The 22,278-nt window shown below is 69.9% G+C and carries 17 protein-coding genes and 1 pseudogene; 9 read left to right on the top strand and 9 right to left on the bottom strand.

All coding sequences use genetic code 11. The features are described from left to right. Window positions 1–85: 85 nt before the first annotated feature. Together AB0M70_RS40755 and clpB are read right to left on the bottom strand one after the other, a co-directional pair. Entirely contained in the window at window positions 86–625 is a 540-nt protein-coding gene (locus AB0M70_RS40755) for a YbjN domain-containing protein (RefSeq protein WP_365828684.1), read from the bottom strand. Between the two features lie 83 nt (window positions 626–708). After that, window positions 709–3,306, bottom strand: coding sequence for an ATP-dependent chaperone ClpB (gene clpB / locus AB0M70_RS40760; protein ID WP_365828686.1), 2,598 nt, complete (start codon window positions 3,304–3,306; stop codon window positions 709–711). A gap of 154 nt (window positions 3,307–3,460) precedes the next feature. Between clpB and AB0M70_RS40765 the strand changes: the two genes are divergently transcribed. After that, the gene (locus AB0M70_RS40765; protein WP_365828688.1) at window positions 3,461–3,898 is read left to right on the top strand and encodes a pyridoxamine 5'-phosphate oxidase family protein; all 438 of its coding nucleotides are present in this window, start codon (window positions 3,461–3,463) and stop codon (window positions 3,896–3,898) included. 142 nt (window positions 3,899–4,040) lie between these two features. Here AB0M70_RS40765 and AB0M70_RS40770 read toward each other — a convergent pair whose 3' ends face one another. Continuing rightward, a complete protein-coding gene (locus AB0M70_RS40770; RefSeq protein ID WP_365828690.1) occupies window positions 4,041–4,415 on the bottom strand; it encodes a hypothetical protein in 375 nt (124 codons plus the stop codon). A 304-nt stretch (window positions 4,416–4,719) separates the two neighbouring features. Between AB0M70_RS40770 and AB0M70_RS40775 the strand changes: the two genes are divergently transcribed. Together AB0M70_RS40775 and AB0M70_RS40780 are read left to right on the top strand one after the other, a co-directional pair. After that, entirely contained in the window at window positions 4,720–5,703 is a 984-nt protein-coding gene (locus AB0M70_RS40775; protein ID WP_365828692.1) for a helix-turn-helix transcriptional regulator, read from the top strand. 38 nt (window positions 5,704–5,741) lie between these two features. Then, window positions 5,742–6,395: pseudogene (locus tag AB0M70_RS40780) on the top strand (LuxR C-terminal-related transcriptional regulator); the annotation flags it as partial. A 5-nt stretch (window positions 6,396–6,400) separates the two neighbouring features. On the opposite strand, the gene AB0M70_RS40785 reads toward AB0M70_RS40780, so the two are convergent. The 6 genes from AB0M70_RS40785 to dnaK form a co-directional block, all read right to left on the bottom strand. Beyond that, window positions 6,401–6,907, bottom strand: a complete 507-nt coding sequence (locus AB0M70_RS40785) for a nucleoside deaminase (protein WP_365828694.1) — start codon at window positions 6,905–6,907, stop codon at window positions 6,401–6,403. Further along, window positions 6,907–7,410, bottom strand: a complete 504-nt coding sequence (locus AB0M70_RS40790) for a hypothetical protein (RefSeq protein ID WP_365828696.1) — start codon at window positions 7,408–7,410, stop codon at window positions 6,907–6,909. Before AB0M70_RS40790 ends, AB0M70_RS40785 begins: the two co-directional genes overlap by 1 nt. 105 nt (window positions 7,411–7,515) lie before the next feature. Then, window positions 7,516–7,980, bottom strand: a complete 465-nt coding sequence (locus tag AB0M70_RS40795; RefSeq protein ID WP_361829121.1) for a helix-turn-helix domain-containing protein — start codon at window positions 7,978–7,980, stop codon at window positions 7,516–7,518. A 1-nt stretch (window position 7,981) separates the two neighbouring features. Then, complete coding sequence (dnaJ, locus tag AB0M70_RS40800) at window positions 7,982–9,187, bottom strand: molecular chaperone DnaJ (protein ID WP_365828698.1); 1,206 nt, start codon at window positions 9,185–9,187, stop codon at window positions 7,982–7,984. A 41-nt stretch (window positions 9,188–9,228) separates the two neighbouring features. Further along, window positions 9,229–9,978, bottom strand: coding sequence for a nucleotide exchange factor GrpE (gene grpE, locus AB0M70_RS40805; protein ID WP_365828700.1), 750 nt, complete (start codon window positions 9,976–9,978; stop codon window positions 9,229–9,231). Next, on the bottom strand, window positions 9,975–11,849 hold the full coding sequence (dnaK, locus tag AB0M70_RS40810) for a molecular chaperone DnaK (RefSeq protein ID WP_365828702.1): 1,875 nt from the start codon (window positions 11,847–11,849) through the stop codon (window positions 9,975–9,977). Before dnaK ends, grpE begins: the two co-directional genes overlap by 4 nt. A 333-nt stretch (window positions 11,850–12,182) precedes the next feature. Here dnaK and AB0M70_RS40815 point away from each other — a divergent pair, with 333 nt between their 5' ends. The 6 genes from AB0M70_RS40815 (at window position 12,183) to AB0M70_RS40840 (ending at window position 22,225) form a co-directional block, all read left to right on the top strand. Then, window positions 12,183–14,468 carry a (Fe-S)-binding protein gene (locus AB0M70_RS40815; protein WP_365828704.1) on the top strand — a complete coding sequence of 762 codons (2,286 nt, stop codon included), beginning with the start codon at window positions 12,183–12,185 and terminating at the stop codon, window positions 14,466–14,468. Window positions 14,469–14,660: 192 nt separating this feature from the next. Continuing rightward, window positions 14,661–15,986 (top strand): VCBS repeat-containing protein, encoded by a 1,326-nt coding sequence (locus tag AB0M70_RS40820; RefSeq protein ID WP_365828706.1) that lies wholly within the window; start codon window positions 14,661–14,663, stop codon window positions 15,984–15,986. A gap of 121 nt (window positions 15,987–16,107) precedes the next feature. Next, complete coding sequence (locus AB0M70_RS40825; RefSeq protein WP_365828708.1) at window positions 16,108–17,481, top strand: FG-GAP repeat protein; 1,374 nt, start codon at window positions 16,108–16,110, stop codon at window positions 17,479–17,481. A 264-nt stretch (window positions 17,482–17,745) separates the two neighbouring features. Further along, entirely contained in the window at window positions 17,746–19,230 is a 1,485-nt protein-coding gene (locus tag AB0M70_RS40830) for an FG-GAP repeat protein (protein WP_365828710.1), read from the top strand. Window positions 19,231–19,310: 80 nt separating this feature from the next. Beyond that, entirely contained in the window at window positions 19,311–20,774 is a 1,464-nt protein-coding gene (locus AB0M70_RS40835) for an FG-GAP and VCBS repeat-containing protein (protein ID WP_365828712.1), read from the top strand. 14 nt (window positions 20,775–20,788) lie between these two features. Continuing rightward, window positions 20,789–22,225 carry an integrin-like protein gene (locus AB0M70_RS40840; RefSeq protein ID WP_365828714.1) on the top strand — a complete coding sequence of 479 codons (1,437 nt, stop codon included), beginning with the start codon at window positions 20,789–20,791 and terminating at the stop codon, window positions 22,223–22,225. Window positions 22,226–22,278 lie beyond the last annotated feature (53 nt).

The following is a 22,278-nucleotide window of genomic DNA, read 5'->3' on the forward strand; positions in this document are numbered from 1 at the left end:
CGCCCGGGGTCGTCCCCCCTCCCGTCGCGGGGGGGGGGGGGGCGGCCCGGCCGGGCTCTCGTCGTGACGTGACCCGTCGCGAGGCTCAGGCCTCGTCGTCGGGCTTGGTCTCACCCTCGGTGCCGTCGACCTCGGCCTCCAGGCCGAGCTGCTCGACCAGCCAGCGGTCGAACTCGATCGCGGCGCGCACCCAGCTGACCGTGGACGACACGAAGTGCTCGAGCGCGACGCCCGTGCCGATCAGCATCTGCGCCTCGCCGATGAGGCGGACGGTGCCGTCGTCGTGGGTGTGCGTGTAGACCTTCGGCCACAGGGTGCGGCGGTTCCAGTCGTCGATGGCCTCGAGGATCTGGGCCTTCTCCTCGATGCCGTGCGCGCGGTCGTAGAACGTCCGCACCGAGAAGACCTGCTGGTCGTCCTCGCCACGGAACATGAAGTACGTGCGGAACTCCTCCCACGGCGCCGCGAGGTCACCCTCTTCGTCGACGACGTGCTTGAGCTCCATCTGGTCCAGGAGCTGCTTGACCAGGTCCTGGTCGGGGACAACGGGGCCCGCCGGTCCATCGCCCTGCTGCGGTTCGGGCTGTCCCCCGAAATTCGGAATCGAGGACGGGTCGATGCTCACGTGCTTAGTCCCTTCGTACGGATTCCGCCATCCTGCCCCATGTCGGGCGGGGGCCCGCAACCCCCGCCCCAGATGTGACCGGGTTATGCCGTCTCGGCCGTCGCCGGACCGACGATCAGACCGTCCTCGAAGGTGTCCACGCGGACCGTGTCCCCGTCCTTCACCTCGCCGGAGAGGATCTCCTTGGCGAGCCGGTCGCCGATGGACGTCTGGATGAGACGCCGCAGCGGCCGCGCGCCGTACGCCGGGTCGTTGCCCTCGTCCGCCAGCCAGGCCAGCGCGTCGGGCGACACCTCCAGCGTGAGCCGCCGCTCCGCGAGCCGGGCCGCCAGGCGGTCGATCTGCAGCTGGGCGATGTGCGCGAGCTCGGCCTTGCCGAGCGCGGTGAAGACGACGAGGTCGTCGAGCCGGTTCAGGAACTCCGGCTTGAAAGAGGCGCGCACGACTTCGAGGACCTGCTGCTTCTTCTCCTCCTCGGAGGTCAGCGGCTCGACCAGGTACTGGCTGCCGAGGTTGGAGGTCAGGACGAGGATGGTGTTGCGGAAGTCCACCGTCCGCCCCTGCCCGTCGGTCAGCCGCCCGTCGTCGAGGACCTGGAGCAGGACGTCGAAGACCTCGGGGTGCGCCTTCTCGACCTCGTCGAGCAGCACGACGCTGTACGGGCGCCTGCGTACGGCCTCGGTGAGCTGTCCGCCCTCCTCGTAGCCGACGTACCCGGGCGGGGCGCCGACCAGCCTGGCCACGCTGTGCTTCTCGCCGTACTCGCTCATGTCGATGCGGACCATGGCGCGCTCGTCGTCGAAGAGGAAGTCCGCGAGGGCCTTCGCCAGCTCGGTCTTGCCGACGCCGGTCGGGCCGAGGAAGAGGAAGGAGCCGGTGGGGCGGTCGGGGTCGGCGATCCCGGCCCGCGTGCGGCGCACGGCGTCGGACACCGCGCGCACGGCCTCGGTCTGGCCGATGAGCCGCTTGCCGAGCTCGTCCTCCATGCGGAGCAGCTTCTGCGTCTCGCCCTCGAGGAGCCGTCCGGCCGGGATGCCCGTCCAGGCGCCGACGACGTCGGCGATGTCGTCGGGGCCGACCTCCTCCTTGACCATGGTGTCCTTGGAGACCTCCTCCTCGGCCTCGGAGGCGACCTCCAGGTCGTGTTCGAGGGTGGGGATCTCGCCGTAGAGCAGCTTGCTCGCGGTGTCGAAGTCGCCGTCGCGCTGGGCGCGTTCGGCCTGGCCGCGCAGCTCGTCGAGCTTCTCCTTCAGCTCACCGACGCGGTTGAGGGACTGCTTCTCCTTGTCCCAGCGCGCGTTGAGCCCGCGCAGCTCCTCCTCCTTGTCGGCGAGGTCGCGGCGCAGCCTTTCGAGGCGCTCCTTGCTCGCGGGGTCGGTCTCCTTGCTGAGGGCGAGCTCCTCCATCTTCAGCCGGTCGACGGACCGCTGGAGTTCGTCGATCTCGAGGGGAGAGGAGTCGATCTCCATCCGCAGCCGGCTCGCGGCCTCATCGACGAGGTCGATGGCCTTGTCGGGCAGGAAGCGCGAGGTGATGTACCGGTCGGAGAGCGCGGCGGCGGCGACGAGGGCGCTGTCGGCGATCTGGACCTTGTGGTGGGCCTCGTACCGCCCCTTGAGACCGCGGAGGATCGCGATGGAGTCCTCGACGGTCGGTTCGTCGACGAGGACCTGCTGGAAGCGCCGCTCGAGTGCCGGATCCTTCTCGATCCGCTCCCGGTACTCGTCGAGCGTGGTCGCACCGACCATGCGCAGCTCGCCGCGGGCCAGCATGGGCTTGAGCATGTTGCCGGCGTCCATGGCGGAGTCGCCGCCCGCACCGGCCCCGACGACGGTGTGCAGCTCGTCGATGAAGGTGATGATCTGGCCGTCGCTCTCCTTGATCTCGGAGAGGACGGTCTTGAGCCGCTCCTCGAACTCGCCGCGGTACTTCGCACCCGCGACCATGGCGCCCAGGTCGAGGGAGACGAGACGCTTGTTCTTCAGCGACTCGGGGACGTCGCCCTTCACGATGCGCTGCGCGAGCCCTTCGACGACGGCGGTCTTGCCGACGCCGGGTTCGCCGATGAGGACGGGGTTGTTCTTCGTACGCCGGGACAGGACCTGCACCACACGCCGGATCTCCTGATCACGGCCGATGACGGGATCAAGCTTTCCCTCCCTGGCGGCAGCGGTGAAATCCGTCCCGAACTTCTCCAGGGCCTTGTACTGACCCTCCGGGTCCGGTGTGGTCACCCGACGTCCTCCCCTTGCCTTCTCGAACGCGTCGAGCAGTTTCTTGGCGGTGGCCCCGTGCTTGCCCAGGACCTCGGCGGCGGAGCCGCCCTTGGCGGCGATGCCGATCAGCAGATGTTCGGTGGAGAGGTAATCATCGCCCAGCTCCTTGGCCCGCTGTGAGGCGTCGGCGATGACCGCGAGCAGGTCGCGGTTGGGCTGCGGCGGCGCGACGGTGGATCCCGTGACGCTGGGCAGGCCGCTCAGTGCCCGTTCGGCGTCGGCACGGACGGCGGCCTGGTCGGCCTCGACCGCGGCGAGCAGGTCGGTGATGTTCTCGTTGTCCTGCCCCTCCAGCAGCACGAGCAGCAGATGCGCGGGGGTCAGGTCGGGATGCCCGTCCTTCACGGCCAGGCTGCTGGCCGCGTTGATCGCGTCCCGGCTCCTGTTGGTCAGCTCGGCGTCCACGGGTGTCGTCTCCTCCTTGCGATCCGTATGTCCGGCGGGTCGATGCGTATGTCCGGCGGGTCTCCCGCCCCACCTGACCTAAACAGCGTACATAAAGTTGAGTCTATTCCACTCAAGGGAGGAGCGGGGCGTCCGGGCGGCTAGGTTCCACTCCATGGCCATGGACCCACACCACCCCACACCCGCCTACCTCAGCTTCTGGCGTGAACGGCACCTGTGCACGCTGACGACGCCACGCCCCGACGGCACCCCGCACGTGGTGCCGGTCGGCGTGACGTACGACCCGGAGGCGGGGGTGGCCCGCGTGCTGGCGAGCAGGACGAGCGCGAAGGTCCGCAACATCCTGGCGGCCGAGGCGGCCGAGGCGGCCGGGGCGTCAGGCGCGCGGGTGGCGGTCTGCCAGGTCGACGGGCGGCGCTGGGCGACGCTGGAGGGGCACGCGCGCGTGCGGACGGAGGCGGCGGAGATCGCGGAGGGCGAGCGTCGCTACGAGGAGCGGTACGGGCGGCCGCCGAGGCCGAATCCGCAGCGGGCCGTCATCGAGATCACGCTGACGCGGGCGATGGGCCAGAAGCCCCTGCTCACACCCTGACTCCACCTCTGCGGCTGAGGTTGCGTGGTTGCCCGGTCGCCCGGTTGCCCCACACACCACAGCGGCGCCACCGTGTTCAGGTCCACGGTGGCGCCGCTGCTGGGGGAAGCACCTGCGCGATGTACAACGACGGGGGATCGCGTCAGGCGCTGCGGGGGGTGGCTGTGATGGCTCTTGTAGTGGTGGAACTCTGCTGGTCCTGCTGCTGCCGGCCGCCCGGCTGTCCCGGCTCACCGACCAGCTGGTGATCACGCCGGTCAAGATTGACGAAGACCATCCCGTACCGGATGGCACACCGCACGGGCTGGGGGGCTCCACGCGGCTTGCGAAGGCACCGGTAGGCCCGGATCTCCTCCTCGTCGTCCCGGGTGACGACCACGGGCTCACCGAGAAGCGTGACCATCAACGAGTCGCCGGCGTGGGGTATCGCGGTGGCGAGATCGATGAAGTGCCAGCCGGACCGGTAGGCGGTGGCCATTTCTCGGCGGAAGGTGCGGTCGTCGGGAGGGGTGCTCATGCGTCGCCCCCTGCCGGCGCCACGCCCCAGACGAGATCCCCGGGCAAAGCCGAAACAGAAGTCGCCTTCGCGGGCGCGGACCCCCAGACGAGATCACACGTACTCACCGCGCCCAGGGCCAGCCCTGCGGAGAAGGTGGTGACAAGCACCGAGCGAAGCATGCGCTTAAACATGGTCGGCTTCGTCCTCACTTGGTAGGTTCCTCTCCCCCGGCTCAACAAGACGATGTCTCAATTCAGCACGTCAAAGCCACAGGGTGGATGCATCATGTTCCTGCACGTTCAGGACCCTGGGGGGTGGAGATTTGCTTACAACAGGCGCAATACCGACACATCCTCACCCCGCAACCCCCCTTTGCGCCGAGGGTTCGGAGCTGTATGCCACCGCGCTGCGTACGGGTCGACTGACGCGGGCCGAGGCCGAGAAGGTTCCCTGCCTAGTGGAATCCGGGCTCGTGCACCCGGACCCCGACGACGCGGACTGGCTGCGTCCCGTACCGCCGTCCGCCGCGCTCGCCCAGCGACTCCACCCCATCGAGCGCGAAATTCAGGAACGGCGAAGGATCGCCGTTGAACTAACCGATGCCTTCGAGCCATTCATGGCGATCACCTCGCAGATGGAACCCACCACGCAGGGGTTCACCGTGCTGGAGGGTGACATCCGCATCGGCGCGGTCATCGAGCGGGCCACGGCGGAGTGCCGTTCGGAGATCCTCACGATCCAGCCGGGCGGCGGACGCAGCGAGAACGTGCTCAACCTGGCGATGAAGCGCGGGCAGACCGTCATCGACCGCGGCATCACCATGCGCACTCTCTACCAGCACACCGTCAGACACAGCCAGGGAACGCTGGCGTACGCGGCACGCATGGCCCAGGGGAACGTCGAGGTACGGACGCTGGAGGAGCTGGTCGACCGGCTCATGATCTTCGACCGCACCGTCGCCCTGATTCCCGCGCACACCCGCCAGGACGCGGCCCTGGAGCTGCGTCACCCCGGCCTGATCGAGTACCTGGCCAAGGTTTTCGAGCAACTCTGGAGCCGGGCCACCCCCCTGGTCGACGACGTGCCCTACGCGCCGCCCACGAACGGCATCACCGGCGTTCAGCGCACGATTGCCAGAATGCTCATCGAGGGACACGTCGACGAGGCGATCGCCCGGCGCCTCGGCATGAACGTCCGCACCTGCCGCGCCCACATCGCCAAGATCGCCGCCGCCCTGGGCAGCGGCAGCCGCGCGCAACTCGGCTACCTCATCGCCCAGTCCGGAATCCTGGACAAGGAGCACTGAGAGTGATGGCGGACGGCGCGGTCCTCCCGGCGAGTGCGCCCACCATCACGGAGCTGCGGGGAATTCCCCAAATCGACGAGGCCGTCGGCCGGGCCGTGGAAGCGGCCACCCGGGAAGTGCTCACCGTCCAGCCCGGCGGAGGCCGTCCTCCCGAGGTCCTGGAGGCCATCCTGCCGCGCGAGCAGGCCCTGCTCAGCCGGGGATGCCGGATGCGGACGCTCTATCAGCACACGACGCGTCACTCGCTGCCGGCTCTCGCCCATTTCGAACAGCTCGACGGGGACGTCGAGGTTCGCACCCTCGACGAGGTCACCGAGCGGCTCTTCGTCTTCGACCGGACCGTGGCGTTCATTCCCGCGAGCAAAGACCGCAGCCTCGCCCTCGAACTACGCCACCCCGCCGTGGTCGACTACCTCGCCACGACCTTCGACCGTCTCTGGCGCCTGGCCACCCCCATGTGGCCCCAGGCTGCCCCGGAGCCCGCGGAGAACGGCATCACCGCCCGGCAGAGGGCCATCGCCGCCCTCCTGACCGAGGGGCTGACCGACGCCGAGATCTCCGCGCGTCTCGGCATGAACGTGCGCACCGCGCGCCTCCACATCGCCAAGCTCGCCGCCCTCCTCGGAAGCGAGAGCCGGGCGCAACTGGGCTACCTCATAGGCCGTTCAGGCATCCTCGACCAGCGGAAGTGATGCCCTCAGGTTTTCGCGTGCAACCGCCGATGCAACTCCCTGATCTCATCAGCCAGTTCAGGTGCAGGCCCCTGCACCCTCACCCCCGGTGCGATCTCGTTGATCGGGAGGGCGGCCACCGGGGCCGGTGGGGCGTTGAAGTCCGTCAGCCAGTGTGACAGTTGGGCCGACGATGCCGCGTAGACGATTCGGCTCAGGCCCACCCAGGCGTGGGCCGCCGCGCACATGGGGCAGTGTTCGCCCGAGGTGTAGACCGTTGCCCTTGATCGCTCGTCCGGGGTCAGGTGGGCCGCCGACCAGCGGGCCAGTTCGAACTCGGGGTGGCGGGTGTGGTCGCCGCCCGCGACGCGGTTGCGGTCCTCCTTCAGGACCTCGCCCTCGCCCGACACCAGGAGCGAGCCGAAGGGCTCGTCGCCCGCCTCCAGGGCCTCCCTGGCCAACTCCACGCAGCGCCGCAGGTGCTTCAGGTCCGTGGCGTCAAGGGCAGTGAAGTTACGGTCCGTGGCTTCCATCAGGACTCCGTCCAGGTTCGTAGCAATTCCTCGCGCTCCGCCAGCCTCGGCGTGCCGCCCTCGTGGCGTCTGCCCCACTCCGCCATCGCCGCCAGCGTGGTCCGCAGGGTCGCCTCGCCCCGCGTCAGGTGGGCCAGGAGCGACTGGGACAGGTCGTACTCCGTCTGTGAGTACCCCGACGCCGCCGCCGTGTACACCGTCAGGTCCGTGTCGCCTTCCCCGGCCGTGATCCGCAGCGTCATCGTCGGGGCCTCGTCCTCCCCTCCCAGGCCGAGCGTCAGTGCCATGTCCACCAGCACGCCCACCCTGCGCTTCATGGACGTCACCGGTACGTCCCGCGCCGCCAGGGCGTGCACGTCCTCCCAGAGCCACAGGCCCGACTGCTTGTCGCCCAGGGCCATCACGCCCTCCGGCGTCAGCCGCACCCCCGCGGCGAGGCCCGACGGCTTCGCTCCCACGTACACATCGCCCTCGGCGATCCAGAAAAGTCCCACCATGGCCATGGCGGCCCCCTACTCCCCCAGCAAAAAATCTTCAGGTCGTTCGCGCCAACGCGCGTCGGGGCCGGGAGGTTCCCACCTCCCGGCCCCGACCTGAGCGTACGAAAACTACTGCTCCGACGTCCTCTTCGGACGCCACACCACCAGCGCGCTCGCCTGCTGCACGTCCTGGTACGGGACCAGGTCGCGGCGGTACGACGCGTGGACCGCCGCCTCGCGCTGCTGCATCGCGGCAGCCGCGCCCTCCACGGCCGAAGACAGTTCCACCACCCTCGCCTGTAGCGCCGCGACCTGGTTCTCCAGCTCGATGATGCGCTTGATGCCGGCGAGGTTGATGCCCTCCTCCTGCGACAACTGCTGCACCGTGCGCAGCAGTTCGATGTCGCGGGCGGAGTAGCGTCGGCCACGGCCCGCCGTGCGGTCCGGGGAGACCAGACCGAGGCGGTCGTACTGCCGCAGGGTCTGCGGGTGGAGGCCCGAAAGCTGGGCGGCCACCGAGATGACGTAGACCGGCGTCTCGTCGGTCAGTTGGTACGCCCGCCCAAAATTGGACTGTCGACGACGGCCGTCCATCTCATGCTCCCTTCGCGGCCTGGAACAGTTCTGCCCGCGGATCGTCGTCCGCGGTCGCCTTGCGGTATGTCTCCAGGGCTTCCTTCGCCGTGTCGGAGAGCTCGGTCGGGACCGATACCTCCACCGTCACCAGCAAATCGCCCCGCGAGCCGTCCTTGCGGACCGCGCCCTTGCCCCGCGCCCGCATCGTACGACCGTTGGGCGTGCCCGGAGGCAGCTTCAGGGTGACCGGCGGGCCGCCCAGGGTGGGGACCTTGACCTCGCCGCCCAGTGCCGCCTCGGCGAACGTCACCGGCACCGTCACCGTCAGGTTGTCGCCCTTGCGGCCGAAGACCGGGTGGGTGTCGACGTGCACGACGACGTACAGGTCGCCCGCCGGGCCGCCCCGTTCACCGGGACCGCCCTTTCCGCGCAGCCGGATCCGCTGGCCGTCCGAGACGCCCGCCGGAATCCGCACCTGCATCGTGCGCGACGACTTCGCCCGGCCCGAGCCCTTGCAGACCTCGCAGGCATCCTGGGCGATGAGCCCGCGGCCCTTGCAGTCCACACAGGGGTCGGTCAGGGAGAAACCGCCGCCTCCGCCCCGCGTGACCTGGCCCGTGCCGACGCAAGTCGGGCACACGCGCGGCGTGCCGTTCTTGTCGCCGGTGCCGGAACAGGCCTTGCAGGGCGCCTGGGAGGACATCCGCAGCGGGACCGTGGCCCCGTCCACCGCCTCCGTGAAACTCAGCGTGACCTCGGACTCGATGTCCTGGCCGCGCCGGGGCTGCGTACGCGTGCCCGCGCCGCCCGCACCCGTGCCGCCTCGGTTGAACAGGCCCCCGAAGACGTCACCCAGACCGCCCCCGAAGCCGCCGGCGCCGCCCGCTCCACCGCCGCCCTGGGCGCCGCCTCCGAAGAGGTCGCCCAGGTCGAAGTTGAACGAACCGCCGCCGCCCGCACCCGGGGGACCGGCCCTGAAACCGCCGTTGCCGAAGAGGGCACGCGCTTCGTCGTACTCCTTGCGCTTCTTGGGGTCGCCGAGGACGTCGTTCGCCTCGGAGATCTCCTTGAAGCGCTCTTCCGCCTTGGTGTTGCCCTTGTTGGCGTCCGGGTGGTTCTCGCGTGCGAGCTTCCGGTACGCCTTCTTGATCTCGGCCTCGGTGGCGTCCTTGGGGACGCCGAGGACCTTGTAGTAGTCCTTCTCGATGAAGTCCTTGGTGCTCATCCCCGACGTCCCTCCTCTCGCTTCACGACGATTCCGATGTGTCAGCCCTCGTCCGGGCCGCCACCGGTCTCCTTGTCCTCCGCCGCGTCGGCGGAGTCCGTGGATGCGGCGGTCTCGGAGTCGCCCTTGACCGTCTGCGCGCCCGGCTGCGGCTCGGCCACGGCCACCCGCGCGGGGCGGATGGTGCGCTCGCCGATGCGATACCCCGGCTGGAGGATCGCGACGCAGGTCGTCTCGGTGACGTCCGGTGCGTACGAGTGCATCAGGGCCTCGTGGATCGTCGGGTCGAAGGGCTCGCCCTCCTTGCCGAACTGCTGGAGGCCCATCTTGGCGACGACCGTCTCGAGCGCCTCGGCGACCGACTTGAAGCCGCCGACCAGCTCGCCGTGTTCACGGGCGCGGCCGACGTCGTCCAGGGTCGGGAGGAGCTCGGACAGGAGGTTCGCCGCGGCGATCTCCTTGACCGTGACCTTGTCCCGCTCCACACGACGGCGGTAGTTCTGATACTCCGCCTGCAGTCGCTGGAGGTCCGCCGTGCGCTCGCCGAGCGCCGTACGCACCTGGTCCAGCTGGGCCAGCAGACCCGCGTCCTGGGCGGACTGGGCCGACGGGCCGGACTGAGCCGACTGTGCCGACTGGGCGGATGCCTTGCTTGCGTCCCCGGCCGGGGCCGCCGTGCCCTCCTCGACGGAGGGCTCGGCGGCCTGCGGCGCCGCGTCATCAGGGGTGGCGCCGGAGGGGACGTCAGGCTGCTCGGCGTTGTCGCCGAAGCCCGGAGTCTCCTCGGTCATGCGGCGCCGCCCTTCGAGTCGCCGGGCTTCTCGTCGTCGACGATCTCGGCGTCGACGACGTCGTCGTCCTTGTCCTTGGACATGTTCGGGGCCTCGCCGCCCTCGGCACCGGGGGCAGCGCCCTCGGCACCGGCGGCCTGCGCGTCCGCGTACATGGCCTGGCCGAGCTTCTGCGAGACGGCCGCGACCTTCTCGGTGGCCGTGCGGATCTCCGCGGTGTCCTCGCCCTTGAGCTTTTCCTTCAGCTCTTCGACGGCGGACTCGACCTCGGTCTTCACGTCACCGGGGACCTTGTCCGCGTTGTCCGCGAGGAACTTCTCCGTCTGGTAGACGAGCTGCTCGCCCTGGTTGCGGGACTCGGCGGCCTCGCGGCGCTTGTGGTCCTCGTCCGCGTACTGCTCGGCCTCCTGGCGCATGCGGTCGACCTCGTCCTTCGGCAGCGAGGAGCCGCCGGTGACGGTCATCTTCTGCTCCTTGCCGGTGCCGAGGTCCTTTGCCGTCACGTGCATGATGCCGTTGGCGTCGATGTCGAAGGCGACCTCGATCTGCGGGACACCGCGCGGGGCCGGCGGCAGACCGGTCAGCTCGAACATCCCGAGCTTCTTGTTGTACGCCGCGATCTCGCGCTCGCCCTGGTAGACCTGGATCTGGACGGACGGCTGGTTGTCCTCGGCCGTCGTGAAGATCTCGGAGCGCTTGGTCGGGATCGTGGTGTTGCGCTCGATGAGCTTGGTCATGATCCCTCCCTTGGTCTCGATGCCGAGGGACAGCGGGGTGACGTCGAGGAGCAGGACGTCCTTGACCTCGCCCTTGAGGACACCGGCCTGCAGGGCGGCGCCGATGGCGACGACCTCGTCCGGGTTCACGCCCTTGTTGGCGTCCTGGCCGCCGGTCAGCTCCTTGACGAGCTCCGCGACGGCGGGCATACGGGTCGAGCCACCGACGAGAACGACGTGGTCGATCTCGGAGAGCTGGATGCCCGCGTCCTTGATGACGTTGTGGAACGGCGTCTTGCAGCGCTCCAGGAGGTCGGACGTGAGCTGCTGGAACTGGGCGCGCGTGAGCTTCTCGTCCAGGTGCAGCGGGCCCTCGGCGGACGCCGTGATGTAGGGCAGGTTGATCGTGGTCTCCGTGGAGGAGGACAGCTCGATCTTGGCCTTCTCGGCCGCCTCGCGCAGGCGCTGGAGCGCCATCTTGTCCTTGGAGAGGTCCACGCCGTGGCCGTTGTTGAACTGCTTGACCAGGTAGTCGACGACGCGCTGGTCCCAGTCGTCACCACCGAGGTGGTTGTCGCCGTTCGTGGCCTTCACCTCGACGACGCCGTCGCCGATCTCCAGGAGGGACACGTCGAAGGTGCCGCCACCGAGGTCGAAGACGAGGATCGTCTGGTCGTCCTTGTCGAGGCCGTACGCGAGAGCGGCGGCCGTCGGCTCGTTCACGATGCGCAGGACGTTCAGGCCCGCGATCTCGCCGGCCTCCTTCGTCGCCTGACGCTCCGAGTCGTTGAAGTACGCCGGGACGGTGATGACCGCGTCGGCCACCTTCTCGCCCAGGTAGGACTCCGCGTCGCGCTTCAGCTTCTGCAGGATGAACGCCGAGATCTGCTGGGGGTTGAACCCCTTGTCGTCGATGTCCACCTTCCAGTCAGTGCCCATGTGGCGCTTGACCGAGCGGATGGTCCTGTCGACGTTCGTGACCGCCTGGCGCTTGGCCACCTCGCCGACAAGCACCTCGCCGTTCTTCGCGAAGGCGACGACGGACGGCGTGGTCCTGGCGCCCTCGGCGTTGGTGATGACGGTGGGCTCGCCGCCTTCAAGAACGCTGACGACAGAGTTAGTCGTGCCCAGGTCGATGCCGACCGCACGTGCCATTTCGGTTCCTCCAGATGTACTTCTTGAGTGGATCTGGCTCAACCATGCATCAGCGCGGCGCGCGAGTCAACAGAGCTGAGTCTCAGAGGCTCAACTCTTATCCAGCCCTTACGCGCAACCAGGCCCCGCAGGGGGCGCGGGGAACTGCGCGACCAGCCAACGCCGACCCGCAGACAGATGTCGGCCCAGCGAAGCCGCAACGCAGGGTTGCCTGAGCGACGCAGATCACCGCCTCGCTGGCTACAGTGCGGCTGAGTAAGTGGGTAGTCTCAGACGGACTGCATAAGTTACCGCTTAGTAATAGTTCGCCTCGCAGGCCCGAGGAGCCCCCAAATGCAACTCGCCGCGATCATCGTGTCGCTGGTCCTAATCGCGGTCGGCGTCGCGCTGTTCGGCCGTGCCATCGTGCAGATCGTCCAGTACATGCGGCTCGGCCAGCCCGTCCCGGCAGGCACGCGCACCGATCAGCCCGTGCAGCGCACCGTCACCGTGGCCAAGGAGTTCCTCGGCCACACCCGCATGAACCGCTGGGGCGTCGTCGGCGTCGCGCACTGGTTCGTGGCGGTGGGCTTCTTCTCGCTGCTCCTCACCATCGTCAACGCCATCGGCCAGCTCTTCCAGGCCGACTGGATGCTGCCGATCATCGGTGAGTGGGCGCCGTACAACATCTTCGTCGAGTTCCTCGGCACGATGACGGTGCTCGGCATCGTGACGCTGATCGTCATCCGGCAGCTGAGCAAGCCCGACAACAATCCGGGCCGCAAGTCCCGGTTCGCGGGCTCCAAGAAGGGCCAGGCGTACTTCGTCGAGGCCGTCATCCTCATCGTCGGCATCTGCATCTTCACGCTGCACGCCCTCGAGGGTGCCCAGCACCACGTGGACAGCTACGAGGCGTCGTTCTTCATCTCGTACCCGTTCGTCTCGTGGTTCGGCGGCATGGACCTCTCCACGCTGCAGAACCTCACGTACTTCTTCGCCATGGTGAAGATCGCGACGTCCTTCATCTGGATGATCACCGTCGCGCTCAACACGAACATGGGCGTCGCCTGGCACCGCTTCCTCGCCTTCCCGAACATCTGGTTCAAGCGCGACGCGGACGGCTCCACGACCCTCGGCGAGCTGCAGCCCATGACGTCCGGCGGCAAGCCGATCGACTGGGAGGACCCGGCCGAGGACGCCGTCTTCGGTGTCAGCCAGGTCGAGCAGTTCTCCTGGAAGGGCCTCCTCGACTTCAGTACGTGCACCGAGTGCGGCCGCTGCCAGTCGCAGTGCCCCGCCTGGAACACCGGCAAGCCGCTCTCCCCGAAGCTCCTGATCATGTCGCTGCGCGACCACGCGCACGCCAAGGCCCCGTACCTCCTCGCGGGCGGCGGCAAGGACATGGAGGGCAACGAGAAGGCCACGGCGGAGCAGCTCAAGGACGTGCCCGCCGCCGCCATCGCCGAGGCCGAGCGCCCCCTCATCGGCACCGCCGAGGAGAACGGCGTCATCGACCCCGACGTCCTGTGGTCCTGCACCAGCTGCGGCGCCTGCGTCGAGCAGTGCCCGGTGGACATCGAGCACATCGACCACATCGTCGACATGCGCCGCTACCAGGTGATGATCGAGAGCGCGTTCCCGTCCGAGGCCGGGACGATGCTCAAGAACCTGGAGAAGAAGGGCAACCCCTGGGGCCTGGCCAAGAAGCAGCGCCTCGAGTGGCTCAAGGAGCTCGACTTCGAGGTGCCGGTCGTCGGCAAGGACATCGAGGACCTCACCGAGGTCGAGTACCTGTACTGGGTCGGCTGCGCCGGCTCCCTCGAGGACCGCGCCAAGAAGACCACCAAGGCCTTCGCGGAGCTGCTCCACATGGCGGGCGTCAAGTTCGCGATCATGGGCGGCGACGAGAAGTGCACCGGTGACTCCGCACGCCGCCTGGGCAACGAGCCGCTGTTCCAGCAGCTCGGCCAGGAGAACGTGATGGCGCTGAACATGGCGTTCGGCGAGGAGCTCGACGACGACGGCAAGGTCACGCCCGAGTCGGCCAAGCCGAAAACCGCGAAGAAGATCGTCGCGACCTGCCCGCACTGCCTCAACACGCTCGGCAACGAGTACCCGCAGCTCGGCGGCGACTACGAGGTCATCCACCACACGCAGCTGCTCCAGCACCTCATCGACGAGGCCAAGCTGATCCCGGTGACGCCCGTCGAGGGCCTCATCACCTACCACGACCCGTGCTACCTCGGCCGGCACAACAAGATCTACACGCCGCCGCGCGAGATCATGTCCGCCGTCCCCGGCCTGCGCCAGCAGGAGATGCACCGCCACAAGGAGCGCGGCTTCTGCTGCGGTGCCGGTGGCGCGCGGATGTGGATGGAGGAGCGGATCGGCAAGCGCATCAACACGGAGCGGGTCGACGAGGCGCTCAGCCTCAACCCCGACATCGTGTCGACCGCCTGCCCGTTCTGCCTAGTGATGCTCACCGACTCCGTCAACGGCAAGAAGAACGACGGCAAGGCCCAGGAGTCCCTCCAGGTCGTGGACGTCGCGCAGCTGCTGCTCGACTCCGTGAAGACCCCGGTGGACCCCGCCGGTCAGGCCGAGACCGCGGACGAGCCGGAGCCCGAGCCGGTGAAGTAACGGCTCCTGGCGTACGCGAGGCCGGTTCCGCCCTCAGGGCGGGACCGGCCTTTCGTGTGCTGCGGAAGGGGGGCATCATGTGCTGGTTGTTGTCGGTTGGGGCGGTCGGGTCGGGAGTTGGGCATGCGGAGTGCCGGGATGCGTGGCATACGTGGCGGCAGACGCGGGGGTGCCGCGAGGCGCCGGGGTGTCATGGGCACGGCAGCCGCCGTGAGCTGTGCGCTGCTGCTCGCCGGGTGCGGCGGCGGTGACGAGGCGGCCAAGCCCGACGCCCGCCACAAGCCCGTCAGCATGGCCGGCAAGGGCGCTCCCCAGCAGCCCGTCCCCCAGGGCAAGGGCAGCAAGGCCGACGACGACTTCAACGGGGACGGCTCCCCCGACCTCGTGCTCGACGACCTGGTGCACAGCGGCCACGGCGACGACGCGGGCATCGGTGTCGTCTACGGGTCGAAGAGCGGACTGCGGCCCGGCGCGCGGCAGTTGCTGAGCGCGCGGACCAACGGGGCCCGTACGAAGGGCGAGCTGCCCGCCGCCTTCGAGTCGGAGGCCGCCTGCGACCTCGACAAGGACGGGTTCACCGATCTGCTGGTCTCCACCGACCCGCCCTACGACGGTCTGGGCCAGCCGCCCGTGCCCCTGCAGATCCTCTTCGGCTCGCCCCAGGGCCTCAAGGGCAAGGCGGTGAAGGTGAAGGTGCCCAAGCAGTCCCGCATCGGCAACGACTGGTCCGACCAGCCGGTGTGCGGTGACTTCGACGGGGACGGCGCGAGCGACCTCGTCCTGCACGCCAGCGGCGCCCGGCTCACCTTCCTGCGCGGCCCCTTCAAGCGGACCGGCGCCCCGCGCGCCGCGGGCAAGCCCCTTGCCGCGCCCGGCAACGACCTCGTGACCGGCAAGGCCACCGACGTCGACCGCGACGGCTACGACGACCTCCTCGTCCGCAAGGCGGCGAACGCGTCCGGCGCCGCCGCCGGAGCCCTCGTCCTGGGCGGCCCGAAGGGTCCCGCCGAGACCGGGGTGCTCTTCCCCGCGGGCACGGACACCGCGTTCGGCCGCTTCGGCAGGGGCAAGGGCACGGACGCGGCCGTCGCGGGCCCGAACGGGGTCGCCCTGCGCTACGACGTGCCCGGCACCGCGCGCGGCGCCATGGAGTCCAAGAACGTCGCCGTGGACACGGGTGACCTCGACGGCGACGGCCTGAGCGAGCTGATCCTGAGCGGCGGAAGCAGCGGGGACGGCGGCGGCACGGGTGAGGTGCGGGTCTTCAGGGGACGTACGACGGTGCTCGACCGCAACGCCTCGGCGCTCGTGGTCCCTTCGGCCAAGGGCACCACGCAGGTGCTCGCCATCGCGGACTTCGACGGGGACAAGCGGGCCGATCTGGTCCTGCGGACGTACCGGGGAGAGGGCGAGGACACCATCGGGGTCTATCCGGGGGTGAAGACCGACCTGGTCTCCCGCAAGCCCCGGCTGACCTTCTCCAGCGCGGAGTTCCTCGCGCTGGGGGACGGCGCCTGACGGGTCCGGCGTTCACCCGCCGGACACCTGGCCTCTCCCGTCGCACAACCATTCGTACGCCCCGCAGGTCACACCCCCGGAAGCAGTTCTCCATGCAGTCCTCCACTTCCGGGAGTCCCACGTGCGCGTACGTAATCTGGCCATCGCCGCGAGCGTCGCGGCCCTCGCCGCCACGGGTCTGACGCTGCCCCTCGCGGGCACGGCGAGCGCCGCGTCGACGCTCACGGACGACTACAACGGCGACGGCTACCGCGACCTGGCCGTCGGGACGCCCCGCTCCAACTCCGTGACCGTGACGTTCGGTTCGGCCTCCGGGGTCTCCGAGGGCCGCTCCGTCACCGTCACCCAGGACACGGCCGGAGTGCCCGGAGTCATGGAAGACGAGGACGAGTTCGGCGAGAACGTCACCAGCGGCGACACGAACGGCGACGGCTACGCCGACCTGATCGTCGGAGCCCCCGGCGAGCAGGTCGATGGCAAGCCCTCCGGCTCCGTCACGGTCATCAAGGGCGGCAAGAACGCCTTCACCTCCGGCGGCCACGTCCTGAACGCCCCCGGGGAAACAGCGGGCCGCTTCGGCGAGGCCACCGTCTGGACTGACTTCGACGACGACGGTTCGCCCCAGCTGGCCGTGATCAGCGGCGACAACTGGTGGTACTACTCCGGCGCCCAGGGCCAGGCGTTCGGCCTGGAGGTCGACTTCATCCCCGAGGGCGCCCACCTGGACGGCATGGTCGCGGGCAACTTCAAGCGCAAGGACGGCATCGGCCTCGTCCTGTACGGGGAGCGCGCGGACGGCGGCGCCTGGACCGCGCACATGAACGGCGGCGCCGGCGACTACGGCTACCAGGCCGAGATCCTCGGCGAGGGCGCCGACCCGACGGCCACCCGCGACGCCGCCGCCACCGGTGACGTCAACGGCGACGGCTACGCCGACCTGGTCACCGGCAACCCCCTCGGTGCCAAGGGCGGTTCGGTCACCGTGCGATTCGGCGGCAACGGCAAGTTCGGCGCCCCCGTGACGTACGACCAGTCCTCCACGGGCATCCCCGGCGCCGACGAGGCGGACGACGGCTTCGGCTGGTCCGTGGCCACGGGCGACGTCACGGGCGACGGCCTCGCGGACCTCGCGGTGGGTGCGCCCGGCGAGGAGGTCGGCACGGTGGACGGCACCGGCAGCGTCACGCTCCTCAAGAGCAGCGCGGGCACGTTCACCTCGGGCAAGGCCTGGCACCAGGAGACCGCGGGCGTACCCGGCGTCGCCGAGGCGGGCGACAGCTTCGGTGCGTCCGTACGCCTCAAGGACATCAACAAGAACGGCAAGGCGGACCTGGCTGCCGGCGCGATCGGCGAGGACATCGGGACGACGGTGGACATCGGCGCCGTGTGGGTCCTGCGCGGCACGACGACGGGCCTGACGTCGTCGTACGCGGCGTCCTTCAACGGCACGGACTTCGGGCTGGGCGGATCGAGCTTCGGCGAGACGCTGCGCTGACGGACAGGTGCTGACGGACAGGGCGGGCGGACAGGGGCCGGCGGACAGGAAGGGTAGACCCGCCCGAACCCCCCTATCACACCCGCAACACCCCCAACACCCCCAACACCCGTACCCGATACAACCCTTGACTCCCTCCGCGAGTCTCCCGTTCGCCAACAAGGCGTGACGCCAGGGCCAAGACCCGGCAAACACGCCTTGTCGGCACCACATCGACTGCGGATGTCCGCCAGACATCCCCGCATGCAGCAGGAGACCCACGGAATGGCCAAGCACAAGCGCACTTCCCCGCTCGCCCGATCCAGACGCGGCCGCCTCGCGGCGGCCACGGCCACGGCCGCCGCGCTGACGGGCGGACTCCTCACTCTCACGGCCACGACGGCGACCGCCGCGCCCGCGGCGGCCACGCAGCCGGACGACGCCGACTTCAACGGCGACGGAGCGGCCGACCTCGCCGCCTCCGCGCCGCACGCCAACGTGGGCGGCAAGGACAAGGCCGGCCAGGTCGTCGTCACGTACGGCGGTGCCGAACAGCGCCACGTCACCTACAGCCAGAACAGCGCGGGCGTGCCCGGCACCGCCGAGAAGGGCGACGTCTTCGGCGCCGACACCGCGTACGGCGACTTCGACAGCGACGGCTACGACGACCTCGCCGTCGGCGCGATCGGCGAGGACGTCGGCAGCGACGCGGACGGCGGCACGGTCCAGGTCCTGTGGGGCTCGCCGAGCGGCCTCTCCGGCGGCTCCACGATCACGGACCCGCGCCCCACCAAGCACGACCGGTTCGGCGGCCCCCTCCAGGCGGGTGACTTCGACGGCGACGGCAAGGACGATCTCGCCGTCGGCGCCGCGTCGGGTGCGGCCACCCTCGACATCTTCGACGGCGGCATCAAGCGCAGCGGCACCACCGGCGGCCGCTACACGGTGCTCCCGCCCATCCACAGCGGTGAGGGCGCGGGCCCCTTCAACCTGCACTCCGGGGACGTCAACGGCGACGGCAAGGACGACCTGATCGTCAACGGCTTCTCCACCGCCGACGACTACAACGCCAACCTCTGGCTGCCGGGCAGCGCGAACGGTGTCACCACGAACGGCGTCCAGCGGCTGCCCGCAGGCCACATCACCGACGTGGGTGACACGGACGGCGACGGATACGGCGACGTCATCATCGGCCTGACCTGGGACGAGGGCATCGACGGTGCCCACAAGGGCGGCACGGTGTACGTCGTGAAGGGCAACGCGAACGGCCCGTACGGCGACAGCCAGGCCATCACCCAGGACACGGCGGGCGTGCCGGGCGGCAGCGAGAAGGGCGACTCGTTCGGTGCTGAGCTGGACCTCGGCGACGTGAACGGCGACGGCCACCTCGACCTGGTCGTGGGCACCCCCGGTGAAGACCTGGAGGGCATCGCCGACGCGGGCTCGATCACCGTCATCTACGGCGCGGCGGACGGCTCCGGCCTGTCCACGGCGGGCTCGGTGCTCTACAGCCAGAACACGCCGGGCGTCCCCAACTCCAACGAGAAGAACGACTTCTTCGGCTCGGACGTCCACATCGACGACCTGAACGCGGACGGCCGGGGCGATGTCTCCGCCGGCGCGTCGGGCGAGAACGGCTCCAACGGCGCGGTCTACATCCTGGACTCCCTCCCGGACGGCTCCCTCGCGGCCACCACGGGCGTCTACACGTCCACGGTCGGCGTCTCGGCCGCGGGCACCCCGCGTCTGGGCACCAACTTCGCCGACTGACCCGCCCCTCTCCCCCCCTCTCCCTACACCGGGCCCGCACCCCTCCGTGCGGGCCCGGCCTCCATGCCTCCGGAGCCTTGATGCGCAGCCCTGCCCGTGTCCCCGCCCGTGTCCTCCTGCCCGCCGCGACGCTCGCCGCCGGCCTGCTCACCGCCCTGCCCGGCACCGCCACCGCCGCCCCGTCCGGTCTCTCGGGGGACTTCAACGGCGACGGTCACCGCGATGTGGCGATCTCCGCCCCGGCCGCCACGGTCGGCGGCAAGTCGTGGGCGGGCCAGGTCGCCGTCGCGTACGGCACGGCGTCCGGCAGCCCGGACCCCGCCCGCCGCACCCTCATCAGCCAGAACTCGCCGGGCATACCGGGCGAGGCCGAGAAGGACGACGAGTTCGGCCACCAGATCGCGACGGCCGATCTGAACCGCGACGGATACAGCGACCTCGTCGTCACCTCCTCGCGCGAGAAGGTGGGCAGCCACCCCGACTCGGGAACGGTGGTGATCGTCTGGGGTTCGTCGTCGGGCCTGTCCGGCGGCACGACGGTCGACAACCCGCAGCCGCTGCACGGCAGTTACTTCGGCCTCGGCCTCGCCGCGGGTGACTTCACGGGGGACGGCAAGCCCGACCTCGCCGTGTCCGCGCAGGGCGACACCGGCACCAACCCCTTCAAGATCCGCCTGATCCGCGGCCCCTTCTCGAAGTCCGGCGCGACCGGCTCCCTCACCTCGTACGCCGCCCCGCTCGAAGCCCCGACCCTGACGGCGGGCCGGGTGAACGGTGACAGCAAGTCCGATCTGGTGGTCACCGGCCGCAAGACCAACAGCGACCGCCTCGGGGCGGCCGTCTACTACAAAGGCACCGCGTCCGGCCTGACCAAGGGCGCCACCCTGCGCGCCGGTACGACGGCGGCCATCGGCGACATCGACGGCGACGGCTACGGCGACATCGCCCTCGGCAACCCCGACGAGCCCGACGAAGAGCCCTCCGGTTCCAAGGGCGGCGAGGTCAGCGTCGTCTACGGCACCTCTTCCGGGCCGAGCGCCACCCGTCGTACGACCCTGACGCAGAGCAGCGCGGGCATCCCGGGCGCCTCCGAGTACGGGGACAACTTCGGCGCCTCGGTGGCCGTCGGCGACCTCGACGGCGACGGCCGCGCGGACCTCGCGGCGGGCGCCCCCGGTGAGAGCCTCGGCTCCGAACCCGACCTCATCCTGAGCGCGGGCACGGTCACCGTGCTGCGCGGCGCCGCATCGGGCCTCACCACGGCCGGCGCCCTCGCCCTCACCCAGGACAGCCCCGGCATCCCCGGCGCCGCGGAGTCCATCGACAACTTCGGCGCGACCCTGCTCGCCTCGGACATCGGCGCCGACGGTCGCACCGACCTCACGGTCACGGCCTCGCAGGAGAACGACGACGCGGGCGCCGTCTGGCACCTGCCCGGAGCGAAGGACTCGCTCTACTCCACGACCACGTCCACCAGCTTCGGCCCCAGCAAGGTGGGCCTCTCCACGAAGTACTCGGCCTTCGGGTCGAGCCTCGCGGGCTGACCGGAAGACACCCCATGCGCAGACACACAATCGCCGCCGTCACCACCCTGGCCGCGGCAGCCCTCACCTCCCTGACGCTCTCCGCACCCACGTCCGCCGCTGCCGCCGCCCGGCACGCCGACGACTTCAACGGCGACGGTTACCGCGACCTCGCCGTCGGCATGCCGGAGAAGACCATCGGTGGCAAGAAGCGCGCCGGAGCCGTTCTGGTGACCTTCGGCTCGGCCTCCGGGCTCACGGACAACCGGGTCTACGTCACCCAGAACTCCGCCGGTGTTCCCGGCGACGCGGAGACGGAGGACCTGTTCGGGGCGGAACTCTCCAGCGGCGATCTGGACGGCGACGGATACGCCGACCTGCTCGTCACCAGTGAGGGCGAAAGCGTCGGCGACCTCTCCCTTCGCGGAGCCGTCACCGTCCTGTGGGGCGGCCCCAAGCCCCTCGGCAGCGGCACGAACCTCGCCGACCCGGGCGCCTACGACCAGCAGTTCTTCGGTTCCGACACTGCGGTCGGCGACTTCGTGGGCGACGCCGCACCTGAGGTGGTGATCGCGGATGCGTCAGGTCTCTGGCTGCTCGACGGGACCTTCAGCCGTACGTCGCTTCCGGTACCGGTGCCGATGGACACCCGCGGAAGCAACAACGGCGTGGGCTGGGGCACGTTGGCGGTCGGGAACTTCTCGGGCGGCGGCAAGGACGAACTCGCCGTGACCGTCCCCGGCACGACCGTGATCTACGGCAGCGGTCCGACGGGCGAGGCCTCGGAGTTCTACGACCGCGCGGCCCTCGCGGGCGGAACCACCTCGACGGCAGGCGACCTGAACGGCGACGGCTGTGACGACCTCGCCGTGAGCCTGGCCGATCCCGACCTGAACAGCAACGGGGTCACGGACCCGAGCCACAAGGCGGGTTACGTCATGGTCTTCCACGGAGTCGAGGGTGGTGACGCCACCGGCGGTCTCAGCCGCACCCGCCACACCTACCACCAGGGCACCGCAGGCATCCCGGGTGACAACGAGGCCGGCGACCAGTTCGGCGCCGACCTCTCCATCGCCGACGTCACCGGAGACGGCCGTGCGGAGCTTGCCGTGGGCGTCTCGTACGAGTCCCTGGACGGCCGCACCCGCGCCGGCGACATCCTGGTGCTGCGCGGCTCCGCCACCGGTGTGACCACGACCGGCGCGAAGCGCTTCTCGCAGAACACCGCGGGGGTGCCGGGCGCAGCGGAGTCGAACGACGAGTTCGGCGCGCAGGTCCGGCTCGCCGACTTCGACCGCGACGGCAAGGCCGACCTCGCTGCGACGGCTCCGTACGAGGACTCCGGAAACGGCGCGGTGTGGCAGCTGCACGGGGCAGGCGCGGCTCTCTCGACTTCCGGGGCCGACGTCTTCAGCGCGGCGGACTACGGCCTCGCGGCCGGCTCGCAGCTGGGCGATGCCGTCAATGAGTGAGCAGCGACCGGGGCGTGCGCACAGGGCAACCCTTGCCCAACCCCAGGTGTCAC

This window comes from Streptomyces sp. NPDC051214 (assembly GCF_040682375.1).
Taxonomy (GTDB): domain Bacteria; phylum Actinomycetota; class Actinomycetes; order Streptomycetales; family Streptomycetaceae; genus Streptomyces.